The following is a 17,758-nucleotide window of genomic DNA, read 5'->3' as shown; positions in this document are numbered from 1 at the left end:
CGTGTAAGGTCAAGTATATTATTCTGGTTCGATCAAGCCATACTTCCCATCTTTACGACGGTAGACGACGTTCGTGTTGCCCGTTTCCGCGTCAGAGAAGACGAAGAAGCTGTGACCGAGCATGTCCATTTGAAGAATTGCCTCTTCCGTGTCCATCGGTTTCAATGTGAAGCGTTTCGTCCGTACGAGTTCGAGTTCTGCCTCGTCCTCATCGTAGACGGCCGGTGCATCATCAGGTCCTTCAAGGGACTTGAAGTACTCGCCGACGCCACCTTCTTTCCCGCGTCCTTTACGGTTGAGCTTCGTTTTGTGTTTACGGATTTGACGTTCCAATTTATCGACGACGAGGTCGATTGCCGCGTACATGTCGAGGTTGATGTCCTCGGCACGGAGCAACAAGTTCGGCATCGGGATCGTCACTTCCACTTTTTGTTTCTCGTTATACACTTTTAAGTTGACGTAAGCCGTCTGTGCATCCGTAGGAGTTGTGAAATACCGAGTCAACTTCTCCAGCTTTTTCTCGACATAGTCTTTGATTGCTGGTGTGACCTCAATGTTTTCGCCGCGAATGTTATAAATCATCTGAACTCCTCCTTAAAATAACCGCTTGAACCAATGATTCGTCGAACGAGACAGAATCTCCTGCTTCATTTCTTAAAAAGAAAGTGGAACCAGGTGGCTCACTAATATTATACCCCGAAATCGCCATGTTTGAAAACGTTATCATCAGAAAATAATGACAATTTTGTTCCGAATTCAACATCTCCTACAACGAGCGAAAGGTATAGAAAGAAAATACCCATTCCACCCATTTTTAAACGCGTTTTTTCATTATGTAAGAAAAATAAAAAGCCGACTCCCGAGGGAGCCGGCTTCACGGTTTGAAATTATAATTTTACAACGTTAGCCGCTTGTGGGCCACGCTCGCCATCAACGATTTCAAACTCTACGTCTTGACCTTCGTCAAGTGATTTGTAGCCTTCAGATTGGATTGCTGAGAAGTGTACGAACACGTCTTTGCCGCCTTCTACTTCGATGAATCCAAAACCTTTTTCTGAGTTAAACCATTTTACTTTACCTACCATGTGTAAATCCATTCCTTTCACCATTGGAGAATACAGAGGATTGTCCTCTACGGCTAATCTTACCACCTTCTTGTAAGCGTGACAAATACTTTCTCAAATATTTGTAAACGTTTCGTCATTTGGCTTTCATTGGAATTCTATTCCCCTACTTTTCATATCGACTTGTTGAATTTACATTTTTTGTGATATATCATTTAGAAGATGATTTAGGTTTGTCTTTTAGCCGATCCTGAAAATCTAATACGAGGAGGATGGTGCAGCGTATGCGCTCCTACTATTCCGAGGAAAAATACCGCATCACAAAGCGAACCGTGGCAATTCTCCCTTGCTTTGATATCATGAAGCAGTCACGGATCATTCTCGAGGATGGCACCGAGATTTCGACCCCGCTCCGACCGTACCAGTTGCTGCAACTTTCTTGCCGACAGTACAACAGTTCAATCGAGGAAAGAATCTTCATCGCCAAACGCGTCGCCGGCATAAAAGGAAAAGTCCCTGTCGTGATTGAGCCGACAAGCGGACTCGTCTTTTTCCCGACGAAGTCTCCGAAGCGAGACGATTGTGAATGGTATGCCTGGTCCCATATTCGAGACATACTGAACATCGAGGAGGAGCCGAACGGCCTCGTCCTCACAAAAGATGGACATCAAATCCAGACGAACGCGACATCGTACGTCCTTCGGAACCAACTGAAAGCGACAGGTGAACTCGTCGCCCGGTTTCAACAATTGAACGCGAGCCCTGTGCTTGAATCATGACATGCCTTCCGTCGAAAAGACGGAAGGTTTTTTCGTTTGTTTCGCTTCATTTTTTGAAAAAGAGGTCGATATTATGGTCGAGGTGACAAACATGCAAATTCAAGCCCAAGCGACCGCCGTCAGTTCGGTCTTACCAGGCATCCAGACGAACCGGACCTATAAGGCCGAGCTCGTCAAACAGACAGGCCCCGACTCCGCAATCGTCAAGATCAACGGTGAAGAAGTCGAGGTCACATTCAAAGACGGACTCCCGAAGACGAACCCGTTCCAAGTGACGCTTGCCGAACAGGACGGCGTCTTGCTCGCGACCGTTGTTCCACAAAAGGAAGAGACGCTTGAACCCGCACCACCTGCATCGTCAAAGCTTGACGCGAAGATCCAGACGCTCCTCGCCGCCCTTCCACCTGAAGTGCGAAGCGCGGTCAGCCGACTGCTTCAATCCGGGCGCTTGCCGATGAACGAGGACACGGTGCGCTTGCTCGAGACGGCCTTTAAAGGAGACATGCGCGACGTCATCCTTCATCTGAAGACGCTCGACACGCCGACCGTTCCCCGAGAGGTCGCACGAGAAATCGCCGTCCTCTCCTTACATGAAGCGAGACAGCTCCTCACACCGCCGGCGCCAGACGCGCCGTATCCAAAAAAAGAGCGATACGTCGAACTCGTCAACTTGTCACGTCCCGTGAGCGAACGGGTGACGCCGACGCCGGAGACGATCGATCGAGTGATTCGTGACTTGCCTATCCCACCGAAGATGGAGCGCACCGAACCGTTGCCGCTTCCATCGGTCAATGGACGCCAAGTCATGGTCAAGGAAGTGACGAGTCATCTCGCGAACGTAACAAACACATTCAGAAACGAACAAGCGACGGTGACGAAACAGCTTGGACAAGTCGCCGCATTGATTGAGACAAACCCACATTCGGCACGACCTGCTCTCGAGACCGTTTCTACCCGTTTGACACAACTCGTTCAAAAAACGGATGCACTGCTTCATACCGACGTGACCCAAGAAAAGCAGCTCGTCGCCATGACGGCCAAACTCGATGTCGCGCTGTCGCTCCTTTCGACAAAACCGCAAGAGAGCGCGGCACTCGTCAAAGAAGTTCGGGCGACCTTAAACGATTTCCGCTACGCGCCGAACCAGGCACGCATCGAATATATCCCGCACGGGGCGACACGTGCCGGAGAAATCCCCAGCATTGCGCCACTCAAGCTCGATTCGACGTTATCAGGCCGCCATGTGCAGGAAGTGACACAACGTGTACAGGCTCAAGCGCAAGCCGTTCAAGCGACATCGAATACGCCAACATCCGCATTGTCGGTACGAGGGGATACGACGAATCCCGAGGCCCAACGACTCGCTTCGTTCCTCCAGGTTCAACAGACGCTTAATCGACTCGATGGCGGGCAGCTCCTCCAGCTCCTGTTCGCCCTTCCGGCGAAAGTGCAGGAGATCGACACCGGGATTCACGTCCATATCCAAAACCGGGAGGCCGGTGACGTCGTCGACTGGGAGAACAGCGTCCTCTATATCCGTTTAGAGACACCTCGCCTCGGCGAGATCGGCGTCAAACTCGAGGCGAAAGACCGAAACCTCCGCCTCACGCTCGAACATGACGATACGACGGTCGAACGACTCGCACGCCCGCTCCTCGGCAAGATCGAACAGACGCTCGAGACAATCGGTTATAAGAGTGTGACGACCCAATTCAAACCACTCACGAAAGCCGAACGTGTCGCCGATGAGCCTAAGATCGCACCGACGACCGGCTATGACTTCAGAATTTAGGAGGCCCCGATGTACCAACGCATGGATTTGACGAAACGAAAGACGGCCGCGGTCGTCCGCTATGACGAATCGACGGACAAGGCGCCCGTCATCGTCGCGCGCGGTACAGGCGCGGTCGCCGAAAAGATTTTACAAGAAGCCCGCGCTCGTGGGGTCGCCGTTGAAAACGATCACTCGTTGCTCGGTCATCTGCTCGATCTCGACTTAGGGGACGCCATTCCCCCGCAGCTCTATGACGTGATGGCGGAAGTGTTGCTTTTGATTGAAGAACTCGATTCCATTAAAGGAGAACAAGGATGAATTCAACCCAACTATATGAGATGAGGCCAGAAGAACTGACGCAGGCGATGTTACACGCACTCACGTATCATTATGAACGCGCTCAAGATTCGACCATCGCCGAACGCAATCGTCACTTACGTCAAGCACGCGAGCTGTTGGTGAAGCTCCATCAAGGACTACACGATGGTGGTGGCATCATCGCTGCACAACTCGATGAAATTTATTTATACATGGCGAATGCCAGTGTTGAAGCGATCATCGATCAAGACAAGAAAAAAATCGCAGAATTACATACGCTCGCAAGCGACCTGGATCAAACATGGAGCGAAGCGATGGAACGTGCGAAACTACATCCCGTCCCGACTGGAGGAAACCGTTATGAAAATTACGAATAACGTCCAAGCGTTAAAAGCCTATACATCCCTCTCCTTAAACCAAGCGTCGATGAAGAAGACGATGGACCGACTCTCAAGCGGGGTTCGCATCAACAAAGCGTCCGACGACGCGGCAGGTCTTGCGATCTCGGAGAAGATGCGAATGCGTCTCGACTCGCTCTCGATGGCCGAACGCAACACGTTGGACGGCATTTCGCTCACGCAATCGCTAGAAGGTGGGATGAACGAGACACATTCCCTTCTCCAACGCATGCGCGAATTGTCGGTTCAGGCAGCGAACGGAACGCTTAGCGGAGATGATGCGAAAGCCGTCCAAGAAGAAATTAACGCCTTGACGGAAGAAGTGACACGAATCGCGGAAACGACAGAGTTCAACTCAAAGAAAGTCATGAACGGGGAATATATGAAGGGTGAAAACACCCTCTTCTTCCAGATCGGTGCCGGAAGCAACGAAGCTGTCATCTTAAACGTGGAAGACATGCGGGCACATGCTTTAAAGATTACGACAACAACGCCCGGGGGTGGAAAATTGCCTGCCGTCGATCACGATAACGATTTAAAGACGCCGAATAAAGTGTATTATGCGTTGAGCGTCTTGACGCCAGCCAAGGCTGAGGAAGCCATTTCGAAATTCGACGCGGCTATCAACCGCGTATCGCTCGAGCGTTCGAAACTCGGAGCGATTCAAAACCGACTTGAAGCGAACGTTAGTGTCGTTGCTATCGGCTCCGAAAACTTGACGGCGTCGGAGTCACGTATCCGTGACGCTGATATGGCTCGTGAAATGATGGACTTCGCCCGTTTAAACATCTTGAATCAGTCCGGCATGGCGATGATTGCACAATCGAACGCACTGCCACAAGGCGTGTTACAATTATTGAACTAACCTAAAGAAAGGACGGTTGCCCATATGGACATTCGTCGCATCATGGAGACGCAATCGCTCCTCGGCTCAAGTAAGACGAAACGCCCCGAAGTCGAACCCGGCGTCTCCTTCCAAAATGTGATTGGACAAAAACGTGAAGACCGCGAGCATGAACGCTTCCATCGTCAAATCGCTGCAATTCACGAACAAGGGGAACTGCTCGCCGAGAGCCAGACTGTCGAGGCGCTCGCCGAATACAAACAAATGATTAAAGACTTTATGAAAGAGGCCGTTGACGCGGCACTCCGTCTCGAGGACAAGCGCGGTTTCAATCGTAGGGGTCGTGCAAAAATCTATAAGGTCGTCGAACAAGTCGACCAAAAGCTCCTCGCTTTGACGGACCAGGTCATCTCAGGAGAAGCCTCTCGCCTTTCTCTCCTGGACCAGGTCGGTGAGATTCGCGGATTGCTCGTCAACGTCTATGTGTGAGGTGTCGAAATGGCTGAACATTTGTTTTTAAAGAAAGTCAAATGTCCGTATTGTTTACAAGAAAGCAAGTCCCAACGTGTCTTGTCGCGTCACATCCGACCGCTCGAGGTCGCGAAGGACGGCTATACGACGTATGACGGTCCGAATCCGTATTTATACGAACCGACTGTATGCGACCATTGCCATCTCGTCTTTCATGACTCGTTTGACAAGGTGCGAAAACATAATCGCGAAGCGCTCGAAACGCATTATTTCAATCAAGTGAACCCGAACATACTGAAAGGAAAACGCTCCCACGAACACGTCATCCTTCTTTATAAATTTGCGGTCATGACGGCGCAGTTAAGCGGACAAAAACCTTCGGTCGTTGCCATGCTCGGAATGCGTCTCGTCTGGATGTATCGTTTGATTGGCGATCATACATCAGAGCGGGAATGGATGCAGCGAACACTCGATAAATACAACGAGGTGCAAGAGGCGTATACGGACCCGATTCGTACGGGTCTGCCGTACGATCAGCTTATGTTACGAATCGCCGACCTCTCCGCTGCGCTCGATTATTATGAGGACGCACGTCGCTGGTACGGGATTCTTCTCAACAGCAAGGAAGTATCAGAGCGGATTCGCAATCAGGCGCGAACGCACTGGGAGGATTTCCGTTTGGAACATGCATAATCGAAAGCGTAGGATATTTTTTCCTACGTTTTTTATGATGTCCTCATTGAGGGATTCGATGATTGGGTATAGATAAAGAGTCTACATATCAAAGGAGGACCCTCTCTATGTTTGAAACACACTATCTCGATACGGTACGCGCCACGTTCAATAGCCAAAAACAACTTGCCGAACGTGCGCTCGTCCAAGTAAGTGACGAAGATTTGCACAAAACGCTCGCACCAGACACCCTCTCCCTCGCCCTCATCATCCAGCATGTGGCAAACAACATGAAGTCACGTTGGACCGACTTTTTGACGACAGACGGCGAAAAACCCGATCGCAATCGTGATGCCGAGTTTGAAGACCAACAATTATCCCGTGAAGAGCTCATGCAGGTATGGGACGAGCGTTGGCAACTATTAGACGATGTATTGGCTGACCTGAAACCAGAAGACTTAGGAAAAGAAGTGATGATTCGGGGGGAAGCGCACTCTGTCATCGATGCGATTGAGCGACAAGTGTCGCATTACGGCTATCACGTAGGACAGATTATCTATCTTGCCAAACTGTTCGCGGGAAGCGACTGGGACGTCTTGTCGATTCCACTACCACATCAGCGGAAGTGAGGTTTTCCAGTTCGGAGAGTTCGATGAGACGTCTTTCCAAGGATCCATCAAAGGGAAATTGCTGTAGTCGAATTCGTTGTTTCACCTCATCAACGGTTTGCCATACTTCCGAAATGACCGACTCAGGATAATCGTATCGCACTCGATTAATGTCGAACTCTTCTTCATCGACGAGCTGCCATTCACCCGGCTGTCGCGCAACAAAGTCGATATCCAAGTCAACGAAATGAATCTCCTCAGCTGTAATGGTCGGTGGAAGACCAATATTGGAGTACCACCGCAACGTTCCATCTTGCTCTAAATCGAGTTGTAGCGTGAATCCTTTATGCCTCATGAAACACTCCAACGAGTGAGAATCATACGTATAACTGGCGCTTTGCGTATGATGCCGAAGCGTCCGTCCTGGTCTCGCATACAACAACACATAGTCTTCCATTTCTTCAATGACCCGACTCGACCATTCATAATGGAGCTGTCGGTCATATTTGAGCAGATAAACGTTCTTCATCGTGAACCTCCTAGGAGATAGAATAGTTTCATGATCTCCCTCTTATCGGGTTTAGACCATACAAAAGGCGTGCCGGTATTCGTTCGGCACGCCACCTTTTATTTTGTCACGTTGATCGTATATTCATAGCGCTCCTCTGCCACTTTGTCGAAGTTCTCATCAAAAGGTCCGTCGATGACAACTTTAAGGTCAGTCAGTTCTTCCGGCTTTGCTTTCACGAAGAAGAGGACGTTCCCTTCTTTCTCTACTTTCCCCATAAATTCGCCACCGACGTCATCTGAGAACCAAATGTCAGAAGACACTTGCTCCCCCGTGTTCGTCACGAGCGTCGCCTGGTTCGGATGGAAGCTCATCGTCTCGTCGACCGTGTTTTCAGCAAGCATATTCATCGCAACGACCGTCACCTCATCCTGCCCGTCAAATGAATCTTTGTACGCTTCTGCAACTGTGAGACGTGATGTCTGCACTTTGTCGATTGCGAACTGAATCGGCCCCATCGTTTCCGTGATCGTGAGTGCCTTGTTCTTCATATAGATTTTGTTCGTTCCGAGTTCACTCTCTTGGACGTCCGTCTCTTCAGCAGCCGTCTCTTCCGGCGCACTTGTCTCCGCCTCTGTCACTTCTTCCGTATCCGTTGCCGTCGTCTTCAGTTCATCTGCTTCCCCGCATCCGACGAGTAGTGCGAGCGGTACTGCCATCAGTAAGCCAAATCGTTTCATGTTCATCTTCATCTCTCCCTTTTCATAATCTAAGTGATGTGGTTAAGACGAATATAACGAATTGGCAAACCTTACGGTGGCAAGAAAACATTCCAGGTAAAATAAAAGTCAAGGTCCACAATCGGACCTTGACACATACACTTATCCTCTTGATTTCAGTTCTTCTTCCTCGTATGGATCGGGACGATCCTCAAGCGGCGTCTCGTCCTCGACATATGCCTCGAGTTTCGGGTCCCGTTCCACGTACTCATCATATGCTCCCTCTGGACCATAGACGAAATAACGACGTTTCCGTGATGATACCGGCTTAGATTCTTTCTCACGCATCTCGTTTCCCTCCTCTTTCCAGAAAAGAAGCAACGGCTACATTGATGTTTACCCGATTATAGCGGAAAACAGACGTTATTTCATCCTTGCTTTCTATCTGAAACTTTTTTTTCGTTGCGCGCGTATGTATACTCAACGATTCAATGAAGGGATGATTCATATGCCATTGCTAAAGAAAGGGTTCGTGAGGAGTCTCTTATGGTCGCTCCCGTTTGTGATAATCGCACTCTATCAAGGATTGTTTGAAAATACAAACACCGCACATACAATGCTCATCTACACCGGGGTCGCTTTCTTTCTCGGACTCACGAGTGTTATTTACGAAGTCAGACAGTGGTCGTTCAAAAAACAGATTTTCATTCATTGGAGTATCATGCATATGACGATATTGCCTCTTCTTTGGTTCGGCAGTACTACACCAGTTGTATCGCTTCACGATGCTGTGAGGCTCTATTTAAACTTTTCTGTAAGCGGTCTGATTTTATTTACCATTTCCTATTTCATCATTCGCATGCGTCGCCAAATCAAAACTTCTTAATACATAAAAAGCTCGAAGGCATGCGCCTCCGAGCTTTATTACGTCTGTTGGTCAAATAAACCGGAAAAGTTTGAATCCACGTCCTCATATGGGTCGACATACGACTTGACTGTTTTCCGTTCCATTCGGGCCGTCCCGAGCGACATGCCAAGACGTTGGTGTTCAGCTTCAATCAGACGTGCAATCTTTTGACTGTCATCGACGAGCTGTCGAATGACTGTCTGATCGGCTTTCTGTAAATCAGGTCCGTGTGCCGCAAGCAATTGTTCCCGGTCGTCCAGGAGCTCATGGATTTGTTCCATCCACGTGTCGTACGTCGGCTCTTCCGGAACTTTTGCCAGCAACTCTTTCAGATGCTGAGTTTTTAAAATGATTTCATCAATCGGTCTCATGACTGCTTCGCGAGTTTCATCGCTTCCTTCCACGTGTCACGGAGTTCGGTTGTAAAAGCGATCACCTCATCGAGAATCGTCGTGTCGTTCTTGACGTTTGCATCAACGAGACGGCGCAACATATATTCATAGAGCGAGTCTAAGTTCTCCGAGAGGGCGATATCTTTATTGAGTGTCAGACGAAGTTCTTGGAAGATGGCTTGCGTCTTTTGAATGTTAGTATTTTTTAAATCAGGATGGCCCTGATCGATGGCTATCTTGGCGAGGCGCATGAACTTGAGTGCCCCATCATAAAGCATAAGCGTCAGTTCCTGTGGGTTTGCGGTCGTGACCGCATTGTTTTGATAAGCTGCGTATGGATTGGCTACCACTTAAATTCCTCCTCTTACATGCCTCCGCCTAAATACTGTTGAAGATATCCTGCCTGTGAGTTTGCCTGATTCATCGCTTTTTCCATGGCTGTAAAGCGTCGATAGTAGGCGTTTTCTTTGTCAAACAACTGACGGTTTAAAGAATCAATTCTTTTATCGATTGTCACTAATTCTCTGCCTAAGCTAAATGAATTTGAAACGCCACCATCAGCACCAGCCTCTCTGGTAATTCCAGTTCGAACGTCTCTTGTGATGTCGCGTACTTTGGTCAGTAACCCGTTTGTTGAATCTGAAAACAACTTGTATACCGACTCCGGGTCTGTTTCAATCGCTTCTTTTAACTTCACTTCATCGATTTCAATCTTTCCACCCGCTCTAAAATCTTTACCGGTAGACAAACCAATTTGATAAAGTTGATTCGGGCCTGAAGTCGTAACATCAGTGGATGACCATGCACTTCTTAAACTATCTAACCCGGAACGTAACTTTGAATCACTTCGTAAGAGTCCACTCATCGCTTTTTCTTCCCATTTCTTGATTTCCTCTTCACTCAACTCTTCCTTTTGTTCTGTTGTTAGAGGGGGGAAGTCACGGTACTGACGCTCAGAATACTTATTACTCATTAGTTCAATCGTTTCATTGTATTTATCGACAAATGATTTAATTTTATCGAATACAGCTTGCGTATCTGGTTTTGTATTCAGCGATACAGGCGAACTGCTCGCATTGAATGTTTGATTTAACGTAAGGGTTACATTATCAATCGTGACAGTATTGCTTGCACGAGAGATAGCCATTCCATTGACAGTAAATTCCGCATTCGAGCCATTTACTCCGTTCGTTAAATAAAAAGCATCTGTAATAGTCGTATCATTGAATTCAATTGTCGCATCAGTACCCGTTTGTCTCGATGTGATTGACAATTTCCCTGTCGCATCATCAAAAAATGCAGAAACCCCACTATCCTTGGCATTCAGTTTATTTAATAAATCGCCTACTGTAGAAGTGTCTGTTAAATTTAACGACACCAACGTACCGCTCTCGCTTGATTTGAAAGACAGTGTAGAAGGACTCACTCCGTTCAAATCTACTAACTTAGTGTCCTTTGTCACTTTGACATTGTTCTGATCAACCACTTCTGTTACACCGTTTGGCATGACACTGTAAGTTGATGCACTTTTCGCCAAAGCAGTAACCTCCGTAATTTGAATGGAAGTATTCCCTGCAGAAGGAGTCGCACTTACCGACACTCTCGATTCATCAGATGAAGTTGCAATTCTCGCATAAAAATTCTTACTTAATGTTAAATCGACTGCATTATTTCGAAGTGCCAAAAGCGAACGGTTGACCTCCCGAAAAGCGTCCACCTTCCAAGTTGTCAGTTGTTTTTTTTGTTCCAGTCGATCAACCGGAATTCTCTCTACTGTCATTAATTGTTTTATAATCGAGTCTGTATCGATTCCACTTGCCAAGCCACCGAATCGAATTGGGGTAGTCATCAAATCACTCCTTTATACTCGTTCATCGAAGAGATGGTTAAATTCCATAAACGCCGCAAAAAAGTCCAATGACTTTTTACTCGGAATTTCACGAATGACATCGTTATTGGAATCTACGATTTGAATGTAATAATCATTCAACTTTTCATGCTTCATGAATTTTAATCCTGTCCGTTGTTGTTCTAACATCTGATTCGCCTTCTCGACGGCCGCCTCTAACTTTGTAACGTGCTGAGGCGTCGGAAGAATGACGATACCTTCGTCAGCAAGCTTTGCTTGATTCGCTTCGACGAACACGTTTTTTGTTTGTTCATATGGCAAGACGGAAGACGGTAGGTGCAACCGGACTTCTGATATGGTCGGGTTCATATTCGTCTACTCCCTTTATAAATGTTCTCATGGACATTATCGGTACGAACGAAGTAAATTTATAGCGATTTGATAAATTGAATTGTTTATGTAAAAAACCCTTAAAGGATTTATTGTATTTATTTGTTTGAATTTTTGTTGTAAAAAATTTTACTTTCTTTGACGCAATTAAAGAATCAAAGTACTAAATAATTTCAAAACATACTTCACTTTAAGTCATGTTCGTCCGAAAGCTATTTAATATTAAAAACTAATCTTCAAATCACCATCTACTACACTAATCGATAGAGAGTGACAAAACACGAAAAAGGCTGTGAAGCATATGCTTCACAGCCTTTCATTAGAATGCTATAAACGGATGACCTCTGAATTAACGGAGCAATTGAAGAACAGCTTGTGGTTGTTGGTTTGCTTGCGCTAGCATTGCTTGCGAAGCTTGGTTCAAGATGTTGTTCTTCGTGAAATTCATCATCTCTTTCGCCATGTCAACGTCACGGATACGTGATTCTGCAGCTGTGAGGTTTTCTGATGCGTTTTCGAGGTTTTTGATTGTGTGCTCGAGTCGGTTTTGGTTCGCACCCAAACTAGAACGTTGATCAGACACTGATTGAATCGCTTCATCAATCCCAGTCAATTGATCATCGAAAGTATTAGTCGTAAAATCTGTTACATCAAGATCTGAAACTGCAACTGTTGTTCCCAAATCAGCTGCTTTCATGCTGTCGATATTCAAAGTTAATTTTTGACCGTTGTTTGCACCAATTTGGAAAACAAGATCCCCTGTACCAGAGGCTTGTGAACCATCCAATAAAGTCTTACCGTTAAATTGTGTTCGATCACCAATTCCATCAATTTCAGCAATAAGTTGGTCCATTTCAGACTTGATTGCATCAAGATCTTCTGGTGCGTTAGTTCCTTCGTTTCCAGCCTGTACTGTCAATTCACGCATGCGCTGAAGAATGTCATGTGTTTCGTTCAATGCACCTTCAGCCGTTTGGATCAATGAGATTCCGTCTTGCGCATTCTTAGAAGCCATATCAAGACCGCGAATCTGTCCGCGCATCTTCTCAGAGATTGAAAGTCCAGCTGCGTCGTCGCCTGCACGGTTGATGCGAAGACCTGAAGACAATTTCTCCATCGCTTTCCCGGCGTTGCCCGTGTTGATCGACATGTTGCGGTGTGCGTTCATTGCGTTAAGGTTGTGGTTGATAATCATTATAAGTTCCCTCCATAGGTTTGAGTTTTTCCGCTCTTCCAAGTCCGTTTGTCCGAGCATGCAAGGTTTAGGCCGGCCCCTCGCCTTACATTATTTGGAACGATTTCAACGTTTCCATACTCTATATCGGATAAAGAATCAAAGTGTTTAGCTTTTTACAAATCTTCAAACCAATTGATTAGACCATATTTTTGACAATATAGATTTTTAAAAGAAAACAAGGAGTGACAAATAAAGAGATTGCCCAATGTTTAAATCGAACTTGTTGGTCATTCGTCTTCAAATGGCAAGACATAAAAAAACCGTGAAGCATAAGCTCCACGGTTTAATAAAACGATTAAATACTTAATTGCTAGATTAACGGAGCAATTGAAGTACAGCTTGTGGCTGTTGGTTTGCTTGCAGATATCCATATTTTTCAATATGGTCCAGACTATATCTTCACCCTTTTACATGTTTTAAAAAAATCACATTGTAAAATCGGGGCTGGGCACTTCCCTCGCCGTCTACGAGGTACGGATCTCATAACCATAGATAGTAGAGTCAGTAGGTCGTCCATCCTAGTCGTTGAACCTTCATCACAGTTTCCTGACAGATGCTTGGCTGCTGATTGTCCAATCCCTTCCTTTTTTCAAAACGTTCACGCTCACCGTTTCCAGTCACGTTGTCGTAAGGATGGCTCTAAGGAGTTCCAGCAATTCACCCAGTTATACTCTTATCCGTTACCAGACAAGACGCCCGTCAATTCTTACCTAAGGAGTTGAAGTACTGCCTGCGGTGCAGAGTTGGCTTGAGCTAGCATTGCTTGCGAAGCTTGGTTCAAGATGTTGTTCTTCGTAAAATTCATCATCTCTTTCGCCATGTCAACGTCACGGATACGTGATTCTGCAGCTGTGAGGTTTTCTGATGCGTTTTCGAGGTTTTTGATCGTGTGCTCGAGTCGGTTTTGGTTCGCACCCAAACTTGAACGTGATGCCGATACTTTCTTAATTGCAGCATCTACTAATGTAAGGTCAGCGTCCGCGCTTGTACCACTAGCAGCAATAGCACTTACTCCTAAGTCAGTAGCATCAAATCCTGCTCCTGATCCATCTGAATCAATTGTCAAAGTTAATTGTTGTGTATTGTTTGCACCAATTTGTAAATCAGCACTATAAGAACCATTTAACAATTTTTTACCGTTAAATTCTGTACGAGTTGCAATCCCAGTTAACTCTGAATTTAATTCTGTAATTTCATCTTGAATAGCAGACAAATCATCAGCAGCTAAAGTACCTTCGTTACCAGCTTGAACAACGAGTTCTCGCTGACGTTGTAAAATTGCATGCGTTTCGTTCAATGCACCTTCAGCCGTTTGGATCAATGAGATTCCGTCTTGCGCATTCTTAGAAGCCATATCAAGACCGCGAATCTGTCCGCGCATCTTCTCAGAGATTGAAAGTCCAGCTGCGTCGTCGCCTGCACGGTTGATGCGAAGACCTGAAGACAATTTCTCCATCGCTTTCCCGGCGTTGCCCGTGTTGATCGACATGTTGCGGTGTGCGTTCATTGCGTTAAGGTTGTGGTTGATGATCATTGTAAGTTCCCTCCATAGGTTTGAGTTTTTCCGCTCTTCCAAGTCCGTTTGTCCGAGCATGTAAGGTTTAGGCCGGCCCCTCACCTTACATTATTTGGAACGATTTTGACGTTTCCATACTCTATATCGGAACTCTATTCAGATTGTTTAACAGTTTTTATCATTCTTTCTTATTTCTTTTTCATCTACACTTCGCTTGATTCCGTCATTTCTCAGTCTTTCCGTCTATTCCTCCTATACATCCTATCAACAATAGGATAAATTATCTAATTTTCCTCTTTGTTTGAAACGTTTACCCCTTTTTGAAATATTTCCTTTCAATCACTTCCCTACTTTCTCTATACTTGTGTCGAGTCATCTTTATATTGAATTAGGAATCAAGGAGGGAAACCATTGAACAAACAAACTAAGCGGTTGAGTACAGCCATTTTCTTAAGTGGCGCATTGTTCGCTACACTTTACACTCAACACGCAGACGCCGCATCGAAAACTGCAACCGTCGACACAGCCGTATTAAATGTCCGACAATCTTCCTCTACATCTTCCCCGATCGTTGGGAAGCTCACAAAAGGGACAAAAATCTCTGTATTGAGCACAAAAGGAACATGGGCAAAAATCGAATACAAAGGGAAACAACGTTACGTTTCTTCTACTTATCTCAAAATGACTTCGACTTCATCGACAAGCGCGCAAAAAGTCGAAAAAGTATATAGCGTTACGGAGAATCTTAACTTACGTTCGTCTGCGAGCTTAAAGGCGAAAGTCTTATTGACGATCCCGAAAAACAAAGAGATTCAATACATCTCAAAATCAGGTAGCTGGTATCTCGTCAAATACGGTTCAAAGACCGGTTATGTCTCATCAAAATATGTAAAATCTGAGAACAAAGTTATTAAAGAAGCGACGTCAACAGTTTCGAAGACATCGACTTCATCATCTTCTAGTTCAACGAAGAAGGTTTATACTACGACGGTCAACTTGAATATGCGCACAAAAGCGTCGACTTCTGGATCGCGTATCCTCACGATTCCAAAAGGGAAAGAGATTCAATATCTCTCGAAGTCAGGTAGCTGGTATCGCGTCAAATACGGCTCGAAGACCGGTTACGTTTCGTCTAAATATGTGAAATCAACGACAAAAGTTGTAAAAGATGACTCTACTTCGACATCGAAGCCACCATCAACATCAACTAGCTCAAACAAAACGACAACGAAATACACGACTACCGTCAATTTGAACATGCGGACAAAAGCTTCAACTTCTGGATCTCGCATCCTCACGATTCCAAAAGGTAAAGAAGTGAAGTATGTCTCGAAATCAGGTAGTTGGTATCGCGTCAAATATGGTTCGAAGACTGGTTATGTCTCGTCTAAATACATAAAGGCGACAAAAACATCCACACCGGCGGCTAAGCCACCAGCGACAAAACCACCAACAACCAATGCTACGTCGAAAGCTTATAAAACGACAGAGAATTTGAACTTGCGTAGTTCGGCATCTACGTCAGGCAAGATTCTCGTGACGATCCCGAAAAACAAGACAGTCAAATACATCTCAAAATCGGGTAGTTGGTATCGCGTTCAATACGGTAGCAAAACAGGTTATGTGTCTAGTAAATATTTGTCAGAAGTCAAAACGACTCCTTCAAAACCGGAAACTCCAGTCGTGAAGAAATATTATTACACGACCGTCAATTTGAACTTACGTGACAAGGCATCAACTAGCGGCAGCCTTCTTATGACCATTTTGCCGAATGAGAAAGTCGAGTACGTCTCATCACATGGTGATTGGTATAAAGTGAAATATGACGGGAAGACCGGTTACGTCGCGAAGAAATACTTGACTGACAAAGCACCAGCCAAGCCGAGTGAACCAGCGGAAGATACCGATTATGAAATCAAGTATGAAGCCGTTGTCACAGTAGATGGATTAAACGTGCGAAGCACTCCAGGCGTCACGTCTACGAATAAAATCGGTCAATTAGAGAAGAATCAAATCATCGGTGTCATTAAAGATGTGAATAGTGATTGGTCTCAAATCGAATATGTCGTCAACGACAAATTCGTTACAGCGTACGTCAGTCGCGATTACATCAAACCTTATACAGGTCCAACAGTTCCTGAGACAATTCCTGGCTCAAAAAATGTTGTCTTGAATTACACTGACTACGCATACAAATTGACAGACATGGTTGATATCCAAAAAGGAGTCAATGCTCAAACCGATAAGTATAGAGGGACAGCTGCCTATGTTTCACAAGAATACGTTGAACTGATTGAAGGCACGAATACTGGCAGAATTACCGTATCAGGTCTCCGCGTTCGAGCAGATTCAAATACGAACTCTCATATTTACGGAATCTTAAATGTGAACAGTATCGTCAACGTGTTAGGTGAGAAGGACAACTTCTACATCATTAGCTACAAACGCAAAGCAGGAGAATCAGAACGCGTCTTTGATAACACGTGGCGCTTGGCTACTGAAGAAGACATCTTAAATCGTGTTGACCCACGTTTGGTCGAATTTGAAAAAGCACTTGAATCACCTTACGAATCGTTCCAGTTCTTAGACCTTTCGAAACCAACGAATGCATCTGCAACTGTTTTGAACAAAGCATTGGTCGGCAAGGGTATTCTTGATGGACAAGCACAAGCTTTCATTGACTCAGGTAAAGCATTTAACATCAATGAAGTGTACTTGATGTCGCATGCATTCCTGGAAACTGGTAACGGTACATCAACTCTTGCAAAAGGTGTTTGGGTAGATGAAAATGGTAACTTGAGTACCACTGATGAGACGAAGAAACATCTCGTCTACAACATGTTCGGAATCGGCGCGACGGATTCGAATCCATTAGCAGGTGGAGCGAAGTACGCGTTCGATAATGGATGGGTCACTCCGGCGAAAGCCATCTATGGAGGCGGACAATGGATCAGTGCAAGATACATCAATAACTCACGTCAACAGAACACACTTTATAAGATGCGCTTCAACCCAGCAAAACCTGGAACGTATCAATACGCAACCGATATTGGTTGGGCATTTAAACAGACGTATAAGATTCACGAGATTTACAAATTACTTGATTCTTATACAGCCGAATTCGATATTCCACGTTTCATTTATTAATCTACAAGAAGAGACATTATATCCCTTCTCAAACAAAAGACGAACCTGGTCGCATAACGTGATCAGATTCGTCTTTTGTGTTCTAACCGAAAAGAAGTGCAATCGAAACTGTATATACAATCTGCCTAATCAAAAAATACCTCCATAGAAATCGGCTTCTCATCG

At 45.6% G+C, this 17,758-nt stretch carries 21 protein-coding genes; 10 read left to right on the top strand and 11 right to left on the bottom strand.

The window, feature by feature from the left end; genetic code table 11:
• Positions 1-18 precede the first annotated feature (18 nt).
• On the bottom strand, positions 19-582 hold the full coding sequence (gene hpf, locus KNO85_RS03240) for a ribosome hibernation-promoting factor, HPF/YfiA family (RefSeq protein WP_214687196.1): 564 nt from the start codon (positions 580-582) through the stop codon (positions 19-21).
• Positions 583-887: 305 nt separating this feature from the next.
• A complete protein-coding gene (gene cspD, locus KNO85_RS03235; protein WP_012726946.1) occupies positions 888-1,085 on the bottom strand; it encodes a cold-shock protein CspD in 198 nt (65 codons plus the stop codon).
• A gap of 251 nt (positions 1,086-1,336) precedes the next feature.
• Here cspD and KNO85_RS03230 point away from each other — a divergent pair, with 251 nt between their 5' ends.
• From KNO85_RS03230 to KNO85_RS03195, 8 genes are all read left to right on the top strand, one after another.
• Complete coding sequence (locus tag KNO85_RS03230; RefSeq protein ID WP_251130569.1) at positions 1,337-1,843, top strand: competence protein ComK; 507 nt, start codon at positions 1,337-1,339, stop codon at positions 1,841-1,843.
• Between the two features lie 73 nt (positions 1,844-1,916).
• Positions 1,917-3,635, top strand: a complete 1,719-nt coding sequence (locus KNO85_RS03225) for a hypothetical protein (RefSeq protein ID WP_214786908.1) — start codon at positions 1,917-1,919, stop codon at positions 3,633-3,635.
• Positions 3,636-3,644: 9 nt separating this feature from the next.
• Positions 3,645-3,935, top strand: coding sequence for an EscU/YscU/HrcU family type III secretion system export apparatus switch protein (locus tag KNO85_RS03220; RefSeq protein WP_214786905.1), 291 nt, complete (start codon positions 3,645-3,647; stop codon positions 3,933-3,935).
• Complete coding sequence (locus tag KNO85_RS03215) at positions 3,932-4,312, top strand: flagellar protein FliS (protein WP_214786903.1); 381 nt, start codon at positions 3,932-3,934, stop codon at positions 4,310-4,312. The genes KNO85_RS03220 and KNO85_RS03215 overlap by 4 nt, the downstream gene beginning before the upstream one ends.
• Positions 4,296-5,198 carry a flagellin N-terminal helical domain-containing protein gene (locus tag KNO85_RS03210; protein WP_214786901.1) on the top strand — a complete coding sequence of 301 codons (903 nt, stop codon included), beginning with the start codon at positions 4,296-4,298 and terminating at the stop codon, positions 5,196-5,198. Before KNO85_RS03215 ends, KNO85_RS03210 begins: the two co-directional genes overlap by 17 nt.
• Positions 5,199-5,222: 24 nt before the next feature.
• The gene (locus tag KNO85_RS03205; protein ID WP_214786899.1) at positions 5,223-5,666 is read left to right on the top strand and encodes a YaaR family protein; all 444 of its coding nucleotides are present in this window, start codon (positions 5,223-5,225) and stop codon (positions 5,664-5,666) included.
• 9 nt (positions 5,667-5,675) lie between these two features.
• A complete protein-coding gene (locus KNO85_RS03200) occupies positions 5,676-6,341 on the top strand; it encodes a DUF2225 domain-containing protein (RefSeq protein ID WP_214786895.1) in 666 nt (221 codons plus the stop codon).
• A gap of 107 nt (positions 6,342-6,448) precedes the next feature.
• Positions 6,449-6,949 (top strand): DUF1572 family protein, encoded by a 501-nt coding sequence (locus KNO85_RS03195; protein WP_214786893.1) that lies wholly within the window; start codon positions 6,449-6,451, stop codon positions 6,947-6,949.
• Here the strand turns inward: KNO85_RS03195 and KNO85_RS03190 are convergent.
• From KNO85_RS03190 to KNO85_RS03180, 3 genes are all read right to left on the bottom strand, one after another.
• Complete coding sequence (locus KNO85_RS03190) at positions 6,873-7,457, bottom strand: DUF402 domain-containing protein (RefSeq protein ID WP_214786891.1); 585 nt, start codon at positions 7,455-7,457, stop codon at positions 6,873-6,875. The genes KNO85_RS03195 and KNO85_RS03190 overlap by 77 nt on opposite strands.
• A 98-nt stretch (positions 7,458-7,555) precedes the next feature.
• Complete coding sequence (locus tag KNO85_RS03185) at positions 7,556-8,182, bottom strand: hypothetical protein (RefSeq protein WP_214786889.1); 627 nt, start codon at positions 8,180-8,182, stop codon at positions 7,556-7,558.
• Between the two features lie 135 nt (positions 8,183-8,317).
• Complete coding sequence (locus KNO85_RS03180; RefSeq protein ID WP_214786887.1) at positions 8,318-8,503, bottom strand: hypothetical protein; 186 nt, start codon at positions 8,501-8,503, stop codon at positions 8,318-8,320.
• 124 nt (positions 8,504-8,627) lie between these two features.
• Between KNO85_RS03180 and KNO85_RS14990 the strand changes: the two genes are divergently transcribed.
• A complete protein-coding gene (locus KNO85_RS14990; protein WP_353047804.1) occupies positions 8,628-9,041 on the top strand; it encodes a DUF3021 family protein in 414 nt (137 codons plus the stop codon).
• Between the two features lie 38 nt (positions 9,042-9,079).
• Here the strand turns inward: KNO85_RS14990 and fliT are convergent, their stop codons facing one another.
• From fliT to hag (KNO85_RS03145), 6 genes are all read right to left on the bottom strand, one after another.
• Positions 9,080-9,433, bottom strand: a complete 354-nt coding sequence (gene fliT / locus KNO85_RS03170) for a flagellar protein FliT (protein WP_214786883.1) — start codon at positions 9,431-9,433, stop codon at positions 9,080-9,082.
• A complete protein-coding gene (fliS, locus tag KNO85_RS03165; RefSeq protein WP_214786881.1) occupies positions 9,430-9,804 on the bottom strand; it encodes a flagellar export chaperone FliS in 375 nt (124 codons plus the stop codon). Before fliS ends, fliT begins: the two co-directional genes overlap by 4 nt.
• A 14-nt stretch (positions 9,805-9,818) precedes the next feature.
• Positions 9,819-11,303 (bottom strand): flagellar filament capping protein FliD, encoded by a 1,485-nt coding sequence (fliD, locus tag KNO85_RS03160; RefSeq protein ID WP_214786879.1) that lies wholly within the window; start codon positions 11,301-11,303, stop codon positions 9,819-9,821.
• A gap of 12 nt (positions 11,304-11,315) precedes the next feature.
• Positions 11,316-11,672: a flagellar protein FlaG gene (locus KNO85_RS03155; RefSeq protein ID WP_214786877.1), complete on the bottom strand. Its 357-nt coding sequence runs from the start codon at positions 11,670-11,672 to the stop codon at positions 11,316-11,318.
• Positions 11,673-12,042: 370 nt separating this feature from the next.
• Positions 12,043-12,888: a flagellin Hag gene (gene hag / locus KNO85_RS03150; protein ID WP_214786875.1), complete on the bottom strand. Its 846-nt coding sequence runs from the start codon at positions 12,886-12,888 to the stop codon at positions 12,043-12,045.
• 748 nt (positions 12,889-13,636) lie between these two features.
• The gene (gene hag / locus KNO85_RS03145) at positions 13,637-14,464 is read right to left on the bottom strand and encodes a flagellin Hag (RefSeq protein ID WP_214786873.1); all 828 of its coding nucleotides are present in this window, start codon (positions 14,462-14,464) and stop codon (positions 13,637-13,639) included.
• Positions 14,465-14,857: 393 nt separating this feature from the next.
• Between hag (KNO85_RS03145) and KNO85_RS03140 the strand changes: the two genes are divergently transcribed.
• The gene (locus tag KNO85_RS03140) at positions 14,858-17,593 is read left to right on the top strand and encodes an SH3 domain-containing protein (RefSeq protein ID WP_214786871.1); all 2,736 of its coding nucleotides are present in this window, start codon (positions 14,858-14,860) and stop codon (positions 17,591-17,593) included.
• Positions 17,594-17,758 lie beyond the last annotated feature (165 nt).

It is taken from the genome of Exiguobacterium sp. s124, from assembly GCF_018617485.1.
Lineage (GTDB): Bacteria > Bacillota > Bacilli > Exiguobacteriales > Exiguobacteriaceae > Exiguobacterium > Exiguobacterium aestuarii.
This window is presented reverse-complemented; position numbering and strand designations above follow the sequence as displayed.

Coding starts and splice junctions, on each gene's coding strand:
- hpf (WP_214687196.1), bottom strand. CDS start 582: ATGATTTATAACATTCGCGGCGAAAACATTGAGGTCACACCAGCAATC.
- cspD (WP_012726946.1), bottom strand. CDS start 1,085: ATGGTAGGTAAAGTAAAATGGTTTAACTCAGAAAAAGGTTTTGGATTC.
- KNO85_RS03230 (WP_251130569.1), top strand. CDS start 1,337: ATGGTGCAGCGTATGCGCTCCTACTATTCCGAGGAAAAATACCGCATC.
- KNO85_RS03225 (WP_214786908.1), top strand. CDS start 1,917: ATGGTCGAGGTGACAAACATGCAAATTCAAGCCCAAGCGACCGCCGTC.
- KNO85_RS03220 (WP_214786905.1), top strand. CDS start 3,645: ATGTACCAACGCATGGATTTGACGAAACGAAAGACGGCCGCGGTCGTC.
- KNO85_RS03215 (WP_214786903.1), top strand. CDS start 3,932: ATGAATTCAACCCAACTATATGAGATGAGGCCAGAAGAACTGACGCAG.
- KNO85_RS03210 (WP_214786901.1), top strand. CDS start 4,296: ATGAAAATTACGAATAACGTCCAAGCGTTAAAAGCCTATACATCCCTC.
- KNO85_RS03205 (WP_214786899.1), top strand. CDS start 5,223: ATGGACATTCGTCGCATCATGGAGACGCAATCGCTCCTCGGCTCAAGT.
- KNO85_RS03200 (WP_214786895.1), top strand. CDS start 5,676: ATGGCTGAACATTTGTTTTTAAAGAAAGTCAAATGTCCGTATTGTTTA.
- KNO85_RS03195 (WP_214786893.1), top strand. CDS start 6,449: ATGTTTGAAACACACTATCTCGATACGGTACGCGCCACGTTCAATAGC.
- KNO85_RS03190 (WP_214786891.1), bottom strand. CDS start 7,457: ATGAAGAACGTTTATCTGCTCAAATATGACCGACAGCTCCATTATGAA.
- KNO85_RS03185 (WP_214786889.1), bottom strand. CDS start 8,182: ATGAACATGAAACGATTTGGCTTACTGATGGCAGTACCGCTCGCACTA.
- KNO85_RS03180 (WP_214786887.1), bottom strand. CDS start 8,503: ATGCGTGAGAAAGAATCTAAGCCGGTATCATCACGGAAACGTCGTTAT.
- KNO85_RS14990 (WP_353047804.1), top strand. CDS start 8,628: ATGTATACTCAACGATTCAATGAAGGGATGATTCATATGCCATTGCTA.
- fliT (WP_214786883.1), bottom strand. CDS start 9,433: ATGAGACCGATTGATGAAATCATTTTAAAAACTCAGCATCTGAAAGAG.
- fliD (WP_214786879.1), bottom strand. CDS start 11,303: ATGACTACCCCAATTCGATTCGGTGGCTTGGCAAGTGGAATCGATACA.
- KNO85_RS03155 (WP_214786877.1), bottom strand. CDS start 11,672: ATGAACCCGACCATATCAGAAGTCCGGTTGCACCTACCGTCTTCCGTC.
- hag (WP_214786875.1), bottom strand. CDS start 12,888: ATGATTATCAACCACAACCTTAACGCAATGAACGCACACCGCAACATG.
- hag (WP_214786873.1), bottom strand. CDS start 14,464: ATGATCATCAACCACAACCTTAACGCAATGAACGCACACCGCAACATG.